The sequence below is a fragment of the Arthrobacter dokdonellae genome (assembly GCF_003268655.1).
Classification (GTDB): domain Bacteria; phylum Actinomycetota; class Actinomycetes; order Actinomycetales; family Micrococcaceae; genus Specibacter; species Specibacter dokdonellae.
Window position 1 is genome coordinate 385946 of sequence record NZ_CP029642.1, and the last position, 14705, is coordinate 400650.

General features: G+C 66.2%; 14 protein-coding genes. 8 read left to right on the forward strand and 6 right to left on the reverse strand.

Annotated elements, in window-relative coordinates; genetic code table 11:
• Positions 1-8: 8 nt before the first annotated feature.
• The gene (locus DMB86_RS01755; protein ID WP_113716294.1) at positions 9-1250 is read right to left on the reverse strand and encodes a PucR family transcriptional regulator; all 1242 of its coding nucleotides are present in this window, start codon (positions 1248-1250) and stop codon (positions 9-11) included.
• A gap of 220 nt (positions 1251-1470) precedes the next feature.
• Here DMB86_RS01755 and ald point away from each other — a divergent pair, with 220 nt between their 5' ends.
• From ald to DMB86_RS01780, 5 genes are all read left to right on the forward strand, one after another.
• Positions 1471-2583: an alanine dehydrogenase gene (gene ald, locus DMB86_RS01760; RefSeq protein ID WP_113716295.1), complete on the forward strand. Its 1113-nt coding sequence runs from the start codon at positions 1471-1473 to the stop codon at positions 2581-2583.
• Positions 2584-2684: 101 nt separating this feature from the next.
• Entirely contained in the window at positions 2685-3476 is a 792-nt protein-coding gene (locus tag DMB86_RS01765; RefSeq protein WP_113716296.1) for an alpha/beta fold hydrolase, read from the forward strand.
• On the forward strand, positions 3473-4102 hold the full coding sequence (locus DMB86_RS01770) for a dihydrofolate reductase family protein (protein ID WP_113716297.1): 630 nt from the start codon (positions 3473-3475) through the stop codon (positions 4100-4102). Before DMB86_RS01765 ends, DMB86_RS01770 begins: the two co-directional genes overlap by 4 nt.
• Positions 4103-4277: 175 nt before the next feature.
• Entirely contained in the window at positions 4278-4931 is a 654-nt protein-coding gene (locus DMB86_RS01775) for a GerMN domain-containing protein (RefSeq protein ID WP_113716298.1), read from the forward strand.
• Positions 4932-4990: 59 nt separating this feature from the next.
• Positions 4991-6301 (forward strand): aminotransferase-like domain-containing protein, encoded by a 1311-nt coding sequence (locus tag DMB86_RS01780; RefSeq protein ID WP_227878531.1) that lies wholly within the window; start codon positions 4991-4993, stop codon positions 6299-6301.
• Positions 6302-6395: 94 nt separating this feature from the next.
• On the opposite strand, the gene DMB86_RS01785 is transcribed toward DMB86_RS01780, so the two are convergent.
• Complete coding sequence (locus tag DMB86_RS01785) at positions 6396-7193, reverse strand: SGNH/GDSL hydrolase family protein (protein WP_171814330.1); 798 nt, start codon at positions 7191-7193, stop codon at positions 6396-6398.
• Between the two features lie 117 nt (positions 7194-7310).
• Between DMB86_RS01785 and DMB86_RS01790 the strand changes: the two genes are divergently transcribed.
• Positions 7311-7826, forward strand: coding sequence for a GNAT family N-acetyltransferase (locus DMB86_RS01790; protein ID WP_113716301.1), 516 nt, complete (start codon positions 7311-7313; stop codon positions 7824-7826).
• Between the two features lie 387 nt (positions 7827-8213).
• Here DMB86_RS01790 and DMB86_RS01795 read toward each other — a convergent pair whose 3' ends face one another.
• Genes DMB86_RS01795 through DMB86_RS01805 form a run of 3 tightly spaced genes read right to left on the reverse strand, consistent with a single transcriptional unit; the run spans position 8214 to position 11490 of the window.
• Positions 8214-9257 (reverse strand): tyrosine-type recombinase/integrase, encoded by a 1044-nt coding sequence (locus DMB86_RS01795; protein WP_171814331.1) that lies wholly within the window; start codon positions 9255-9257, stop codon positions 8214-8216.
• Positions 9254-10222: a tyrosine-type recombinase/integrase gene (locus DMB86_RS01800; protein WP_171814332.1), complete on the reverse strand. Its 969-nt coding sequence runs from the start codon at positions 10220-10222 to the stop codon at positions 9254-9256. The genes DMB86_RS01795 and DMB86_RS01800 overlap by 4 nt, the downstream gene beginning before the upstream one ends.
• Positions 10219-11490 (reverse strand): tyrosine-type recombinase/integrase, encoded by a 1272-nt coding sequence (locus DMB86_RS01805; protein WP_171814333.1) that lies wholly within the window; start codon positions 11488-11490, stop codon positions 10219-10221. The genes DMB86_RS01800 and DMB86_RS01805 overlap by 4 nt, the downstream gene beginning before the upstream one ends.
• A gap of 386 nt (positions 11491-11876) precedes the next feature.
• Between DMB86_RS01805 and DMB86_RS01810 the strand changes: the two genes are divergently transcribed.
• Together DMB86_RS01810 and DMB86_RS01815 are read left to right on the forward strand one after the other, a co-directional pair.
• Positions 11877-12542, forward strand: coding sequence for a hypothetical protein (locus DMB86_RS01810; RefSeq protein WP_113716304.1), 666 nt, complete (start codon positions 11877-11879; stop codon positions 12540-12542).
• A gap of 57 nt (positions 12543-12599) precedes the next feature.
• On the forward strand, positions 12600-12956 hold the full coding sequence (locus DMB86_RS01815) for a hypothetical protein (RefSeq protein WP_113716305.1): 357 nt from the start codon (positions 12600-12602) through the stop codon (positions 12954-12956).
• A gap of 402 nt (positions 12957-13358) precedes the next feature.
• Here DMB86_RS01815 and DMB86_RS01820 read toward each other — a convergent pair whose 3' ends face one another.
• Positions 13359-14696 (reverse strand): dihydrolipoamide acetyltransferase family protein, encoded by a 1338-nt coding sequence (locus DMB86_RS01820; RefSeq protein ID WP_113716306.1) that lies wholly within the window; start codon positions 14694-14696, stop codon positions 13359-13361.
• Positions 14697-14705 lie beyond the last annotated feature (9 nt).

The window sequence follows — 14705 nt, forward strand, 5'->3', positions numbered from 1 at the left end:
ACTTCAGCTCAGATCCGCGGCCGGGCCGCCCAGCGCGCGGCCTTCAGCGCCAGGTGCAGCTCGAGCCGGACGCGGCCGGCCAGCGGATCGGCGCCGATGATCCCGCGCACCCGGGCGATCCTGTGATAGACGGTGGACCGGTGCAGGTGGAGCCGGTCGGCAATCCCAGCCACGGCGCCGTCGTTGTCATAGAGGAGCTCCAGGACCGGAAACAGCTCGCCGGAATCGCCCCTGGCCCGGATGAGCCGAAAATAGACGCTGTCCTCCGGGTCGGCCTGGCCGCCGGCCAGCACCTCGTACACCCCGGCCCCGCGCACGTCGAGGATGGTGCCAAGCACCGGGTCGACGGCGGCGGCCTGGGCCGCGATCCGTGATTCCCGGTAGGCCGCCGGCAGCGCGCGCAGCGAGCCGAACGGCTCCCCGATGCCCATCACCACGCGCGACGCCGGAACTCCCGTCCGCTTCGCCAGCTCGCCTTCGTAGCGCTTGAGTACGGCGGCGTGCACGGTCCGGCCCTGCGTGGCGCGGAACAACATGACGGCGTGGCTGCCCAGGCCGGCGGAGAACAGGGCGTCGTCCATGCCCACCGTCGCCTGCAGGCCCGCGCTGCGGTGGACCAGCACCGCCGCGAGCGGGTCCCCGGCCGCACGGTGGTCCGGCTTGGGGAGCGGCTGGGAAGCCGGGTCCGCTCCCGGTGCCGCGTAGACGGTGGCCGCCTGCCATGGTCCGCGCTGGCGGATTTCGGGCCATTCGGAAACGACCTCGATGGCATGCCGGTCGCCGTCCGCGGCCGCCAGGAACTGTTGTTCACGGGCGCGCCGCTGGCTGGACTCGGCCGTGTTGGAGTCGAGCAGCAGCGTGGCCAGGAGGTCCAGCGAATTGCGGACCTGGGGCAGCTGCGCGAGGATCGCCGTCGCGCTTTGCTCCTGGGCATCCTGCTGGACCCACAGGTATCCCACGCGGAAGCCACGGACCAGCAGCGGCACGCACACCCGGCCCAGCATGCCCAGCTCCGTGTTGGCGGGCACCACCACGGGCCGGACCGCCGCGGCGATGCCATGGGAGAGCTGCCAGGCGCTGACATCGGCGGGGACGCGCTTGCTCAGCAGGAAGTTCACGCGCACCCTGTCCGCCTGGGCCTGGTTGGCGCTGTAGGCCAGAAGCACCCCGTCCAGGTCCTCCAGGGACAGCCCGCGGCCCAGTTCGACGGCGAGCCGTTCCACCAGGTCCTCAATCTCCTCGTTGCGCATGGCTCCAGCGTACGGCCCGCAACAGACAGCGGGCGACAGTTGCTGCCGTCCCTTGCGACATTTGTCGGAGCTGGGAGGCCGGGAACCCCGTGATTGCGCGGCGTTGCGGACGCGGCGCCGGAACGTGCGATGATCTGGGCCACAGCCCGGCCGTAGGCTGAAACGTACCAGGCCGTGGTGCATTTGCCCGCCGAGTCCCGCCACTAGAGAAGGAAATACCATGATCATCGGCGTTCCCAAGGAGATCAAAAACAACGAGTTCCGCGTGGCCATGACGGCCTCCGGCGTGCATGAATTCACCCGCCACGGCCACACCGTGCTGGTGGAGCGCGGCGCAGGCGCAGGTTCGGGCATCGAGGACGCCGAATACGAGGGCGCGGGTGCGGAACTTGTCAGCGATGCGGCGGAGGTCTGGGGCCGGGCGGACATGGTGGTCAAGGTCAAGGAACCCATCAGCATTGAGTACGCGCACTTCCGCAAGGGCCTGGTCCTGTTCACCTACCTGCACCTCGCCGCGGAACCGGAGCTGACACGCGCGCTCATGGACAGCGGCGTCACCGCCATCGCCTACGAGACCGTCCAGCAGGGCCGCGCCCTGCCACTGCTGGCCCCCATGTCCGAGGTGGCCGGGCGCCTCTCCGTGCAGGTCGGCGCCCAGTGCCTGACCGCCCCGGCCGGCGGCAAGGGCATCCTGCTCGGCGGCGTGCCCGGTGTCCGACCGGCCAACGTGGTGATCCTGGGTGCCGGCGTGTCCGGCACCAACGCCGCGGCCATGGCCATTGGCGCCGGTGCGGACGTGACCATCCTGGACATCAACATCGACCGGCTCCACCAGCTGGACGACCACTACCAAGGCCGCCTGAAGACCGTGGCCTCCAACGCGCTGGAAATCGAGCGCTGCCTGGTGCAGGCGGACCTGGTGATCGGCTCGGTGCTGATCCCGGGGGCCAAGGCGCCGAAGCTGGTCACCAATGACCTCGTGGCGAAGATGAAGCCCGGCTCCGTGCTGGTGGACATCGCCGTGGACCAGGGCGGCTGCTTCGAGGACACGCACCCCACCACGCACGAAAACCCCACCTTCAGGGTGCACAACTCCATCTTCTACTGCGTTGCCAACATGCCGGGCGCGGTGCCCAACACGTCCACCTATGCGTTGACCAACGTCACGCTCCGCTACGCCGTGGCGCTGGCCAACCTCGGCGTCGCCGCGGCCCTGGAAGCGGACCCAGCACTGGCCGCCGGGCTGAACGTGGCGGGCGGCCAGGTGGCCCACCACTCGGTCTCCACCGCCCACGGCCTGCCCCTGGCGCAGGACTGGCACCAGCTGGTCTAGAGACGCCTGCCCGCCCGGACGCCCGGACGCCCGGGAAAAATTCTGGACGGCACGCACGCAACCGCGTAGCGTGCCGTCCAGAGACCTTTAAGGAGTCCCCCATGAGCAGCTTTGCCACCTCCCGCGACGGCACCCGTATCGCCTACACCGTTGAAGGGTCGGGCCCGCCCGTCATCCTGGTGGGCGGGGCCATGCAGTTCCGCGGCTTCGACCCAAACACCGTCGCCATGGCCACGCTGCTGGCCGCCCAGGGTTTCATGGTGGTCAACTACGACCGGAGGGGCCGCGGCGAAAGCGCCCAGGCGCCGTCGTTCACGCTGGCCGACACCATCGACGACCTCCGCGCGCTCATCGAGGCGGCAGGGCCACCCGCGGCGCTGTTTGGCAGTTCCTCGGGCGGATCCATCTGCCTCGCCGCCGCAGCCGCGGGGCTCCCCGTCTCCGCCCTGGTCCTCTGGGAGGTGCCGCTGGGGGTGGAACAGGGCACCGACAGCGCCGCCAACCTGGTGGGACTGCGCGAAAAGCTGGCAGCCGGGAACGGGGACGAGGTCATTGCGTACTTCATGAAGGACATGCCGCCGGAATGGCTGGAGGGCGCCCGGAACAGCCCGGGGTGGCCCGTCATGACGGCCATGGGCCCGTCCCTGGAACCGGACACGGAATCCCTGGCCTGGACCCAGTCGGCGCCCCGCGCGCAGCTGTGGTCCGCCATCACGGCACCGACGCTGGCCATGGTGGGCGAGCAGACGCTGCCCCTCATGCCTCCGGCCGCCGAGTCCATCGCCGCCAACGTCCGGCACGGGAGCATGGCCACCATCCCTGCCGCCAACCACAGCTGGGAACCGGACGTGATGGCCAATCGGATCGCCGAGTTCCTTCGCAGCCTGCCATGAGCCTGGTCAGCTGTGACGTGGCGCTGTCACTGGACGGGTTCGTGGCCGGCCCCCACCAAAGCCTGGAGCACCCCCTGGGCGTTGGCGCCGACACCCGCCTGCACACCTGGATGTTTGACCAGCCCGACGCCAACGCGGCGGAGATCGCCGCCATCACCCATGCCGGTGCCTTCGTCATGGGCCGAAACATGTTTGGCCCGGTCCGCGGCCCCTGGGACACCTGGGACGCCGTGGCGTTGGGTCCGTGGCGCGGCTGGTGGGGCGAGGACCCGCCGTACCACGCACCTGTCTTTGTCCTCACCCACCATCCGCACGAGCCCCTGGAGATGGAGGGCGGCACCACGTTCTCCTTTGTTGGCGACGGCCCGGCGTCGGCCCTGGCGTTGGCCCACGCCGCAGCCGGGGACCGCGACGTGGCGATTTGCGGCGGGGCCCAAACCATCAACCAGTATCTGGCGGCCGGCATGATCGACGAGCTGCGGCTCCACCTTGTCCCTGTGGTGCTCGGGGCGGGCGAGCGGCTGTTTGCCGGCCTGCCGCACCTCGAGTTTGACCAGGCCGGCGCGCGCGCCACGGACCTGGTCACGCACCTGACGTACCGGCGGGCGCCCGTGATCGGCCAGTGACCGGGGCCACCGCTCCGTGACCGCGGCGCAATGAGGTTGCTCTTCGGCTCCCCTTGGGCCACTGCCCTGCAGCTCCCGCAGTGGCCCGCCTAGGCTGGGGTCAGGCGGCCCGCCCGGCCCGCGGCCACCCGCGGGACCGGGCGTAGGGCCGTCCGCACGGCCACCCAGGGAGGGCATGATGTTCACGGCATGGAGGTATCCTTTCCACGTCTTTGTGGCCGGGACCGCGCTGGCGCTTGCGCTCGGCGGCTGCTCCGGGGCACCGACGACTCCGACGGCGCCGACGGCGCCGACTGCGGCCATGGGTGCGGGTGCCGCCGGCACCGCCCAAGCCAGCCAGACACCTACGGACGTGGCCGGGGAAAGCCAGGCTCCGGCGTCGTCCGCCCCTGCGGCGGCGGCCCAGGACCCGACGGTCATGCCGACCATGGCCTCGGCCACGCTGTATTACCTTGCCCTGGGCGATGCAGGCACCGAAGGCACCGCCGTCGGATGCGGTGACAGCGCCGTGGCCGTGACCAGCGTGGCGATCAGCTTCACCGACCCGGTGGAAGGTGCCCTGCGGACGCTGCTGGCTGACCACTCGCAGTTCCTGGGGCAGTCGGGCCTGAACAATGCGCTGTGGCAGTCGCGGCTGGAAGTGCAGTCCGTGACCCGCGGCCCGGGTTCCATCACGGCACACCTGACCGGCACGCTGAAAATGGGCGGGGAGTGCGACATCCCGCGTGTCCAGCAGCAGCTGCTGCTCACGGCAAGGGACGCGGCGGGCGGCCCGGTGGCCGTTACCATCAACGGAAAACCGTTGAATGCGGTGCTCAGTCTGAAGTAAAAGAGCTTCATGAAAAACTTTTGATGCCTATTTAGCAACATCGGTTGTATCCTGACATCGTGAACACTTCAGCCGCCGGCGCCACTGCTGCCGCCGAAACCCTGTCCGAAGAAACCGTCGATGCCCTGGCGCGTGCACAGTCCGTGAACGTCGCGCCCCCGCTGCGCCACGAGAGCCTGCTTTCGGTGCGTGCGGCCAACATCAAGCAGTCGGCCGTGCGCGACGTCTTTGAGATTTCCATGCAGCCCGGGCTCGTCTCGCTGGCCGGCGGCAACCCGTACCTGCAGTCGCTGCCGCTGGAGCGCCTGGGCGAGACGGCCCGGCACATCATTGCCGAACACGGCCTGGAGGCGTTGCAATACGGCGGCGGCCAGGGCACGCTGGAACTGCGCACCCAAATCTGCGAGGTCATGGCGGCCGAGGGAATCCTCGACGCCGACCCCGAGAACGTCGTCATCACGGCCGGCTCGCAGTCGGCCCAGGACGTTGCCGCCAAGGTGTTTTGCGACCCGGGCGATGTCATCCTGCTCGAGGACCCCACCTACGTCGGCGCGCTGAACACCTTTGAGGCGTACCAGGTGGACGTCCAGCCAGTGGCCGGCGACGAACACGGCATCATCCCCTCCGAACTGCGCGCACGCATCGCCGCGCTGCAGGCCGAGGGCAAGCGCATCAAGCTGCTGTACACGATCCCCAACTTCAACAACCCGTCCGGTGTGATGCTGGCCCCGGGGCGGCGCCAGGAAATCGTGGACATCTGCCGCGAGGCGAACATCCTGGTGCTGGAGGACAACCCTTACGGCCTGTTGAAGTTCGACGGCGTCCTGCCGGCCCCCCTGCGCGCGGCCAACCCGGAGGACGTGCTGTACCTGGGATCGTTTTCCAAGATCTTTGCGCCGGGGCTGCGCATTGGCTGGGCACTGGTGCCGGCGCACCTCAAGCAGCGCTACTACCTGGCCAGCGAGGCCGTCACGCTCTGCCCGCCGACGTTCAACCAGCTGCTGGTCAGCGACTATCTGCGCGACTACGACTGGCAGGGGCAGGTCGCCACCTACCGGAACCTGTATCGGGAACGCTGCACGGCCCTGCTCGCGGCGCTTGACGAGTTCATGCCCGACGGCGTGTCCTGGACGACGCCGGAGGGAGGATTCTTCGTGTGGCTCACCCTGCCCGAGGGGATCGACACTTACCCGCTGCTGTACAACGGGATCGAGGCCGGCGTGGTGTTTGTGCCCGGGGCTGCCTTCTCCGCGGCCGGGGGGCCCAGCAACAAGCTGCGCCTGGCGTTCAGCGCCGTCCCTCCCGAAACGCTGCGGGAGGGCGTGAAGCGGCTGGCGCCAGTGCTGGCGGAGGCCATCGCGGCACGATGATCCCGGTGGTGGCCGCCGGTCGAGCCATTCGCAACCCCCCGCTGGTCCAGCGTGAGCCCTGCGAGCATCGAGACCTGGATTTGGACAGGCCCAATCAACCGCGCAACCGGTCCCGGCGCATCGCGGACCTGATGGCGGGGGCCATGAGCGCGCTCATATGCCGGGCCAGGTATGTTTCGCCGGCGGCATTCGGATGTTCCAGGTCGCTGGAAAGGTCCTGCGACGCGGAGCCCTGGAACCAGCCCAGGGCCACGGGATCGACAAATCTCGCGCCGATGGCCGCCGCCTGCACGGCGAGCGCTTGGCGGACCGGCGTCAGCTGCCCGCCGGGGTCATTTGATTCGGAGGTGGGCCCCACCACGACGATCGCCGCCTGGGGAGCCAGGATCCTGATCCTGGCCAGCGCGCCCTCTACGGCAGCTGACAGGCCCGTGTTCCCGACGTCATTGTCGGAGCCGAAGACCACCACCACCTGGGACTGGGAATTCACGATCCGGTTGACCAGGTCCAGGAAGACGTCCCCCATGTCACCGGGCTGGACATACCCCGCGCCGTTTTCGGACGCGTTGGTGATCTCTGCCGCCAGGCCCATGGCGGACACGAGTCTCTGGGCCTGCCCGGGCCAGGTGTTGCCGGGCGTCTTGTACCCGGTGCTCAGGGAGTCGCCAATGACGTCGACCCGGACCGCCTTGACCGGGACCGCGCGGGGAACTCCGGCGTAGGCTGCAGCACCTACGCCGACCACCGCCATCACCACCAAGGCGATGGCCATGGTGGTTCGGCCCTGCCATCCGGCCAGTCCGGCCGCAAGCCCCTGCCTGAAGCGGCGCCTCACGTCCGCGGCATCCCAGGTTGACAGGATCGCCCGGGCAGGGAACCGGCTGCGTTTCATGTCTCCAGCCTGGCTGGCGCGCATGCTTCATCGGTGAACGTTCGCTGACTGTCCGCTGTGCAACTGGAGACGCCAAAGTCCAACGGATGGACAGCGGTTCTCCTATAGCATCGTGTGATGACAGGCCTTGAGCTTCCCGACCGAAAACACCACTCCTCCTGGCTGGAGGCCGCAGCGGAGTTCGACGGCGCGCACCGAGACGGGAGCGGCACGGACGACTGGCCGCTGGAACTCCTGCGCGACCCCGCGGAGTTTGGCCGCTTCGTGGACTGGCTCATCGCCGACGCCCTGCCGGACAGCCCCCGGACGCCCGGATACGTGCCGTGCACCTACCTCTGGATCATCGACCGCAACACGGTGGTCGGCTCACTGGCCATCCGGCACGTGCTCAACGACTTCCTGCTCAATGAAGGCGGGCACATCGGCTACAGCGTGCGCCCGTCCGCGCGCCGCCGCGGCCATGCCGCGGCGGCGCTGCATGAGGCCCTGCCGATCGCTCGTGGACTTGGCATCGACCGCGTACTCGTCACCTGCGACGAGGACAACGCCGGCTCCCGGGCCACCATTGAACGCAATGGCGGCATCTACGACGACAGCCGCAACGGCAAGCGCCGCTACTGGATCGGCGTCTAAACTGTTCCATGCTGCTTGCATTCTTGGACGTGGCCGCCGCATTCGCCGCCACAGGAGCGATACGCAAATCGGGGGCGTACCTGTTCGCCACAGCAGCATTGGAGTCTTCCGCACGAAATGCCCAGGTCCGTACCATGTCCAAGATGTGGATCCCTTCCAAACTTCGGAACAGTTCAACACCTTGGCAATCACCGATATCAACCTTCAGTGGGCGTTGGTCGTCGCCAATGAGCACCGCAGGGTGCTTGGGTCCACAGCCTCTCTATGGCGCTTATGTGGAATTCCACATAAGAGGCATTACGTGGACGGCTGGGTTATGTGGCCGGTTGGGCGTTTCCGCAGGTGAGAGCAGCGCTGGAGCTATTTCCGGCCACATAACCCTGGTTGTTATTGGCAGGCGTGGTCGAGCCATTTGAGGAGATCTTGATCGCTCGTCCAGTCGGGCAGGGACTCGGGCGTCAGCGACTGGTAGGCGTTTTCGATGGCGGCGCGTTTTGCCTCCGTGTCGGCGCGGGCGTAGATCTCGGTTGTGGAGACGTCGGCGTGTCCGAGCAGGTCGCGGATGTAGATCAGGTTGACGCCGGCTTGAAGCAGGTGCATTGCCCGGGTCCTTCTGATCACGTGCGGGGTTACGTTCATGCCCGCCGCGTATCCGGGGTCGCGGCGACGTAGGGATGGGACGTGTCTGGCGAGGATTTTGGTGATTCCCCAGCGGGTCAATCGGGTATGTTCTGGCCCGTTGAACAGTGGGTCGGCGTCTGCGCCGACGCCAGGGTGGGGCGTGCGACGGTCGAGGTAGTCCGTCAGGAGCCGGGCGGTGGGGTCCATCAGAGGCACTCGTCTGGTTGTGGAGCCTTTGCCATGGAGGGTTACCACCATCGGGCGGGCCGTGCGGATATCGGAGGTGTTCAGGTCGCAGATCTCTTGCACGCGGGCTGCGGTGTCGTAGAGCGTGGAAAGTATGACCATGTCACGCAGCCCCCGCCAGGTGGCCGGGTCTGGTTCGGCCAGAAGGGCTTTCATCTCGTCGCTGGTGAGGTGGCCCATGTCAGCGGCCCGGGTCTTCTTCTGCTTGATGGCGATGATTAGGGTGGCTTGGTTGAGGAACTCTGGCTGCTCAACTGCGGTGTATCGGGCGAACGATTTGATGACGGCAAGGCGTTGGTTACGTGTCGCCGCTGAGTTGCCGCGTTCGGCTTCGAGCCAGTCCAGGAAGGCGAGCACCCGGACCCGGTCAAGGTCCGCCAGGCTCAGCTTTTCCGGTGGAGTTTCCTCCACGTCGCGGAACCAGGTGAGCAGCAGTTTGATCGCGTCTCGGTAGGATGCGATGGTCTGGCCCGACAGGTCCCGCTCCCCGGCCAGATGGTCGGTGAGGAACTTCGAGAGCCACTTGCCGGCCAGATCCCCGCCGGCTGGGTCGACGCCGCTCACCGTTGGACTCCTTCGGACTTGGCTGGGTCCGGGATGACGTAACCGAACCTGGCTTGGGTCATGGCGGCGACCTCGGGGTATGCGTCCGCGGTCAGCTGGAGATAGTACTGGGTTCCGCGCAGGTCGGCGTGGCCCATATAGGCCGATAGGTATGGCAGCATGACAGCCAGGTCCGCGCCAGCGGCCGCCCATCGGCGCAGGTTCGCAACGGCGAAGCCGTGGCGCAGCGAATGGACGTGCGGGCCACCTCGGAAGTGGGGGATGTCGGCGTCAGAGAGGTAGCGCCGGAACCTGTTGTAAACCGTGGACTTATCAACCGGTCTGGAGCGATCCCCCGTGTGGAAGAGCTTGTGGGCGGGTTCGAAGTGGGGTTCGGCGGCCGCGATATAGGTTTCCAGGGTGGCGGCGAGGCGTCCGGTGACCGGCAGAATGCGATTCTCGCGGTTCTTCCCATCGCGCACCTCGATGGTGGCTCGGGCCGGGTCGAAGTCGCGCAGTTCCAGATTGAGTGCTTCTGACAGGCGCATCCCGGTGGCGTAGAAAACCCGGAACAGTACCGGGTCGACCAGCGCCCTGTTCGACATCTCCGACAACGTCTGGGTGTCGATGGCGTGGAAGAGGCGGCGGATCTCGTCGTCGCTGAACACGTACGGTGGCGGCCGGTGGGCGGTCTTCACATGCGTCAGGGTCGGTGGTGCCCACGCTTGCCAGCCGAATTGGCGGGCGTGTTCGGCCAGCTCGCGCAGGACGATCTCTTCACGGCGGATGGTGGACCCCTTGAGGTGGCGGCCGTAGAGGAATCCCTCGACAGCTTCTTGAATGATCGACCCGTCCGCGTATCCTTCCCGGCGGGAGTGCTCGGCGAACTGGCGCAACACCCGTTCTTGGCCGTTATACCGGAACCCGCCGGCGCGGCGCGCGGCGACCAGGGTGTCAACCAGGGCGGGCAGCGTCGGCGCGTTCACGACTGGGCCCCTTTCTCCACGTCCAGGACATCTTCGACGTCGAGGGCGCAGCCGCGCAGGTGCTCGGTGTCAAGCCTGAGATAGTGCGCGGCAGTCGTGTTGGTCGTCGCGTGACCCAGAACCGCCGCTACGACCGGCGGGGGCGTATCGGTTTGGAGCATCGCCACCGCCAAGGCGCCGCGCAACGAGTGAAGGCCGTGCGACCGCCCGGGCGGGAACACTATCCCAGCGCGCCGTGCGTAGTAACGCAGCCGGCAGCCCGCCGAGGTGGACGAACCGAAAGCCGTGAACGGGTAGCGGTGTTTGACGAACACTTGCCGACAACCCGCTTCGGGCCGACCATGGCGGATGTAGTCGATCACAGCCCATCCGACGTCACCGGGCAGCGGCAGCGTCAACGGCAGACCAGTCTTGTGCTGTGAAAACGCCACGGTCTTAGCCCGCCAGTCGAACCATCCCAGTTCCAAGCAGCGCAGATCTCCGACTCTCAAACCGAGCCGGGCAGTCAGCAAGACCATCGCGTAGTCACGTTTTCCGATCGCCGATTGCCGATCGATCTTATCCAAGACCAAGCGAATTTCCTCAACCTTCCACGGGTACGGGGCCAACTGGCCACGCCGGGGATAGCGCTGGGGTGGCAGTCGCCCCGCCAGGTCTTCTTGGACCTGGCCGCGCTCGGCCAGGTGGCGCAGGAAGTCCGCCAACCCCGAACGCAGCGAGCCAGTGGTTTTCGGGGCATAGCTCCGACGCTGGAGCCGGACCCAGAACCCGGCCAAGTCTTGGGCCTGTACCTGGTCGAGGGTTTCTCGGCCGACTTCTTCGAGGTAGGCAAGGAACTGATCGGCGGCGCGTTGCTTGGTCGTGACGCTGGCTTCGGCGTTGCCTCGCTGCCGGCACGCAGCCAGGTATTCGTCCCTGACCGTCCGGAAAGTTGCCGGGCAGTTCTCGATCAACGGCGATGTGGGCTGCCCGACCTGAGGGAGAATCCCATCCAAGGCTTCCATCAGGAGGATCAGGGGCCGGCGTGCGAGTTGAGCATGCCTGGAACGAGTCGGCTCGCGCAAACTACCAAGTCTGGAACCGGATCGCTCGGCGATGAAATCGAGGCAATCCGCCTCATTAGGAAGTCCCTGCCCGCGAGCCTCGACGAACCCGGCGAACGCGTTGAACACAGCCTCATGGCGTTTGATCGTGGTGCGCGACCTGCCCGCCGCCGTCAACGCGACGATCACGCGCCCTGACGCCTCGCGGAGCTTTGCTGTTTCCATAAGAATCGGCCTTTCTGATATCAGTGAACAGACAAGGCGATTCTTCGGCACGCTCAAGACGAGAGCGATAGCCACTACATCGGGAACAAGCGCAGGTGTCCCCTTGCAAAGTCGAGATGCACAGTCCAAGACGCGCAACCGGTCAGGCGCGCAAATCGCCCGGGCCATTGACCGGCACGCTCAGGGTTATGTGGTCGGAAATGGCTTCAGCGCTGCTCTCACCTGCGGAAACGCCCAACCGGCCACATAACCCAGCCGTCCACGTAATGACTCCATTCGTGGGAACCCAAATTCCACTCCTGAAGTTGAAAAGTCGTGATGTAGCGACTAGTGTCAAAAATGTCATGGGCTATTGACAAAAGACACAACATTTCTTGGGGGGAATAGTGCTCATCATCACACGCAACAAGACCAGACTGAAGATCGCCATCATTGGGGCCATTGTCGCGGCATCCCTGGCGATGACTCCCAACGCTGCAATGGCAGCTCCTTTGGATCGCGGAGGCGTGACACATCCGACTGACCAAACTGCGAGTGGCGTATCAGTGACAAAAATGCCAGACAAGGCGGCCCTGCGCATCGCGTCCGAGGAGACGTCAAGCTTAAAGGCAGCCGATCCCACCGGTTTCGAACGGCGGGTGGACCTAATATCAAATTCGCGTGAAATGACCAAGTACTTGCGGAGCTTTTCCGGTTTGGACTTTAGACTCCAACGTGACTTCATGGCAGCCTCCATGCCGACGGATGCTCTTACTGGTCTGGTTGACATGATGAAAAAAGGTGTCATCGAGTTCAAGGTCTCGAAAATATCGGCCGACTCTTTCAGCAGTGAAATGATCATTCACAAGGCTGAAAACCAAAGTGGGGCGATGTCGTCGATGGCTTTGGGAAGCCTTCCTCGCTGTGCCTCAGCTTGGGCGGCATTCTGGGCGTGGTTTGCCGTGAACGGGGCCATGTGCGGCGCATTTGCACCCATGCCGCCCCTCGCATTCAGCTGCGCCGTGGGCTTCGCCATCGGCGGGGCGATCATCGACTTCAATATGAGTTGCTAGGCACCCGGCACTAGCCGGCTCCAGCGAAATGCACGTACCGACATCGCAGAGGAACTCATGAAGTCCAAATACTGGTTCACCATCAGCTTGATCCTTGCCGCCTCAGTCTCCGTTGTGGGTATGGCACCCCTGCCGATGGCAGTCGTCGGGGCAGTGTGTCTTATCGGGGCTTTTATCTTTACCGGATACGTCTACGGTCAGATGCAGTGGTCCAAAATCAAGGACGGGCAGACAAATTCCCCCGGTTTGGTATTCGCTGCCGTAATAGTGATGACTATCGCGCTTTTTTTTCGCAGTAGCGAATTGGCAATTTATTTCGTTCCGCCACTCAGTGTCGCCGCGGGTATTGGCTGCTATTTCTGGATGAAGCGAAAAGAGGTCTATATGCAGCCCAAGAACTCAGCGACCGAATGAGCGGCACGCGTGCTGCATAACCGTGAAGGGTGAGGGCCCGCCACCGCCTCGAAAGGGGGCTCGTCGCTCTTCATGCGTGGCCATCACGTGCGCATCTCTTTCCACTCTCAGGTAGGGATGACGTGGGCGGTCCGGGGTGAGTGGCGTAGCGAAAAGTCCTCTGTGGTCTACAGACCACGGTGGCTCACCGCGCCGTTTCGGCGGAAACGGTACCCCGGCGCGCAGGCCCTTCGTAACCACGCTGGTTAATCGTTAAACGCGAAACCGCGCTCATCGCCGGGTCTCGGATGCGCGGGAGGCCATGTCGCATCATACGGCTATAGACATATCAATGCGGCTCATTGCCTGCGTCGAAGCTTCCGGATCTCGATGGACTCGACCACCGGCAGGCTCCTGCTGATCTCAATCCAGCAGCAGCGCCGGCTCCTCCATGATGGCGGCCACGTCCGCCATGAAGCGCGCGGAGAGGTCGCCGTCCACCACGCGGTGGTCGAACGATCCGCCGAGTGTGGTGATCCAGCGCGGGATGACCTCCCCGTCCAGCACCCAGGGCTTTTGCTTGATGGTGCCAAACGCGACGATGGCCACCTCGCCCGGGTTGATGATGGGGGTGCCGGTGTCGATGCCCAGCGCGCCGATGTTCGTGATGGTCAGCGAACCGCCCTGCATGTCCGCGGGCTGCGTCTTGCCCGCCCGCGCCGTGGTTGCGAGGGCGTTGAGCGCAATGGCCAGTTCCTTCAGGGAGAGGTTTTGCGCATCCTTGATGTTCGGGACCATGAGCCCGCGCGGGGTGGCGGCGGCGATCCCGAGGTTCATGAAGTGCTTGATGACAATCTCGTCCCCCGTCCACGTCGCGTTGACCGACGGATTGCGCGCGGCCGCCCAGATGACGGCCTTGGAAAGGATCAGCAGGGGCGAGACCTTGATGCCCTCGAAGTCGCGGGACACCTTCAGCCGCTTCACGAACTCCATGGTGCGCGAGGCGTCCACGTCCACAAAAATGCTCACGTGCGGGGCCGAGAACGCGCTCTCCACCATGGCCTTGGCGGTGGCCTTGCGCACGCCCCTGACCTTGATGCGTTCCACGCGGGGGTCGCCAGCCGGGCCGGCCCCGCCAGCCGCCGCCCAGAACGTGCCGGCCCCGTCCTGTTCGGCCGTGCGCTGGTCCTGATAGCTGAGCAGGTCCTTCTTCGTGACCTCGCCGCGCAGCCCGGTGGGCGAGACGTCCGCCAGGTCGATGCCCAGGTCCTTGGCTGCCTTGCGCACGGGCGGCTTGGCCAGCACGCGGTTCGCCGCACCCGTGCCGGCTGCCGCACCCATGGTCGACGCCGGAACCCGGCCGGGCGGCGGCACCACCGCGGCTGCCGAGCCGGCGCGCGGGCGGCGCCTCACGGCGTCGGCCTTGGGACCGGACCCCACCAGGGGCTTCATGACCTCGCCCTCAGCGTCGGAGCCATGCCCTGCCGGGACCGGGGCGGGAGCGACGGCAGCATCGGTCCCGGAGCCGATGGCGATGATGGGCGTGCCCACCTCCACGGTGTCGCCCTCGGCCACCATCAGCTCCGCCACAGGACCGGCGTACGGGGACGGAAGCTCCACGATGGACTTCGCCGTTTCAATCTCGACGATGACATCGTTGACGGCGACGACGTCTCCCGGCTTGACCTTCCAGGAGACGATCTCGGCCTCGGTCAGCCCTTCGCCGACGTCGGGCAGGTTGAAAAGGGAGCGCTGGGGCATGTTGGCCTT

Coding starts and splice junctions, on each gene's coding strand:
- DMB86_RS01755 (WP_113716294.1), bottom strand. CDS start 1,250: ATGCGCAACGAGGAGATTGAGGACCTGGTGGAACGGCTCGCCGTCGAA.
- ald (WP_113716295.1), top strand. CDS start 1,471: ATGATCATCGGCGTTCCCAAGGAGATCAAAAACAACGAGTTCCGCGTG.
- DMB86_RS01765 (WP_113716296.1), top strand. CDS start 2,685: ATGAGCAGCTTTGCCACCTCCCGCGACGGCACCCGTATCGCCTACACC.
- DMB86_RS01770 (WP_113716297.1), top strand. CDS start 3,473: ATGAGCCTGGTCAGCTGTGACGTGGCGCTGTCACTGGACGGGTTCGTG.
- DMB86_RS01775 (WP_113716298.1), top strand. CDS start 4,278: ATGATGTTCACGGCATGGAGGTATCCTTTCCACGTCTTTGTGGCCGGG.
- DMB86_RS01785 (WP_171814330.1), bottom strand. CDS start 7,193: ATGAAACGCAGCCGGTTCCCTGCCCGGGCGATCCTGTCAACCTGGGAT.
- DMB86_RS01790 (WP_113716301.1), top strand. CDS start 7,311: ATGACAGGCCTTGAGCTTCCCGACCGAAAACACCACTCCTCCTGGCTG.
- DMB86_RS01805 (WP_171814333.1), bottom strand. CDS start 11,490: ATGGAAACAGCAAAGCTCCGCGAGGCGTCAGGGCGCGTGATCGTCGCG.
- DMB86_RS01815 (WP_113716305.1), top strand. CDS start 12,600: ATGAAGTCCAAATACTGGTTCACCATCAGCTTGATCCTTGCCGCCTCA.
- DMB86_RS01820 (WP_113716306.1), bottom strand. CDS start 14,696: ATGCCCCAGCGCTCCCTTTTCAACCTGCCCGACGTCGGCGAAGGGCTG.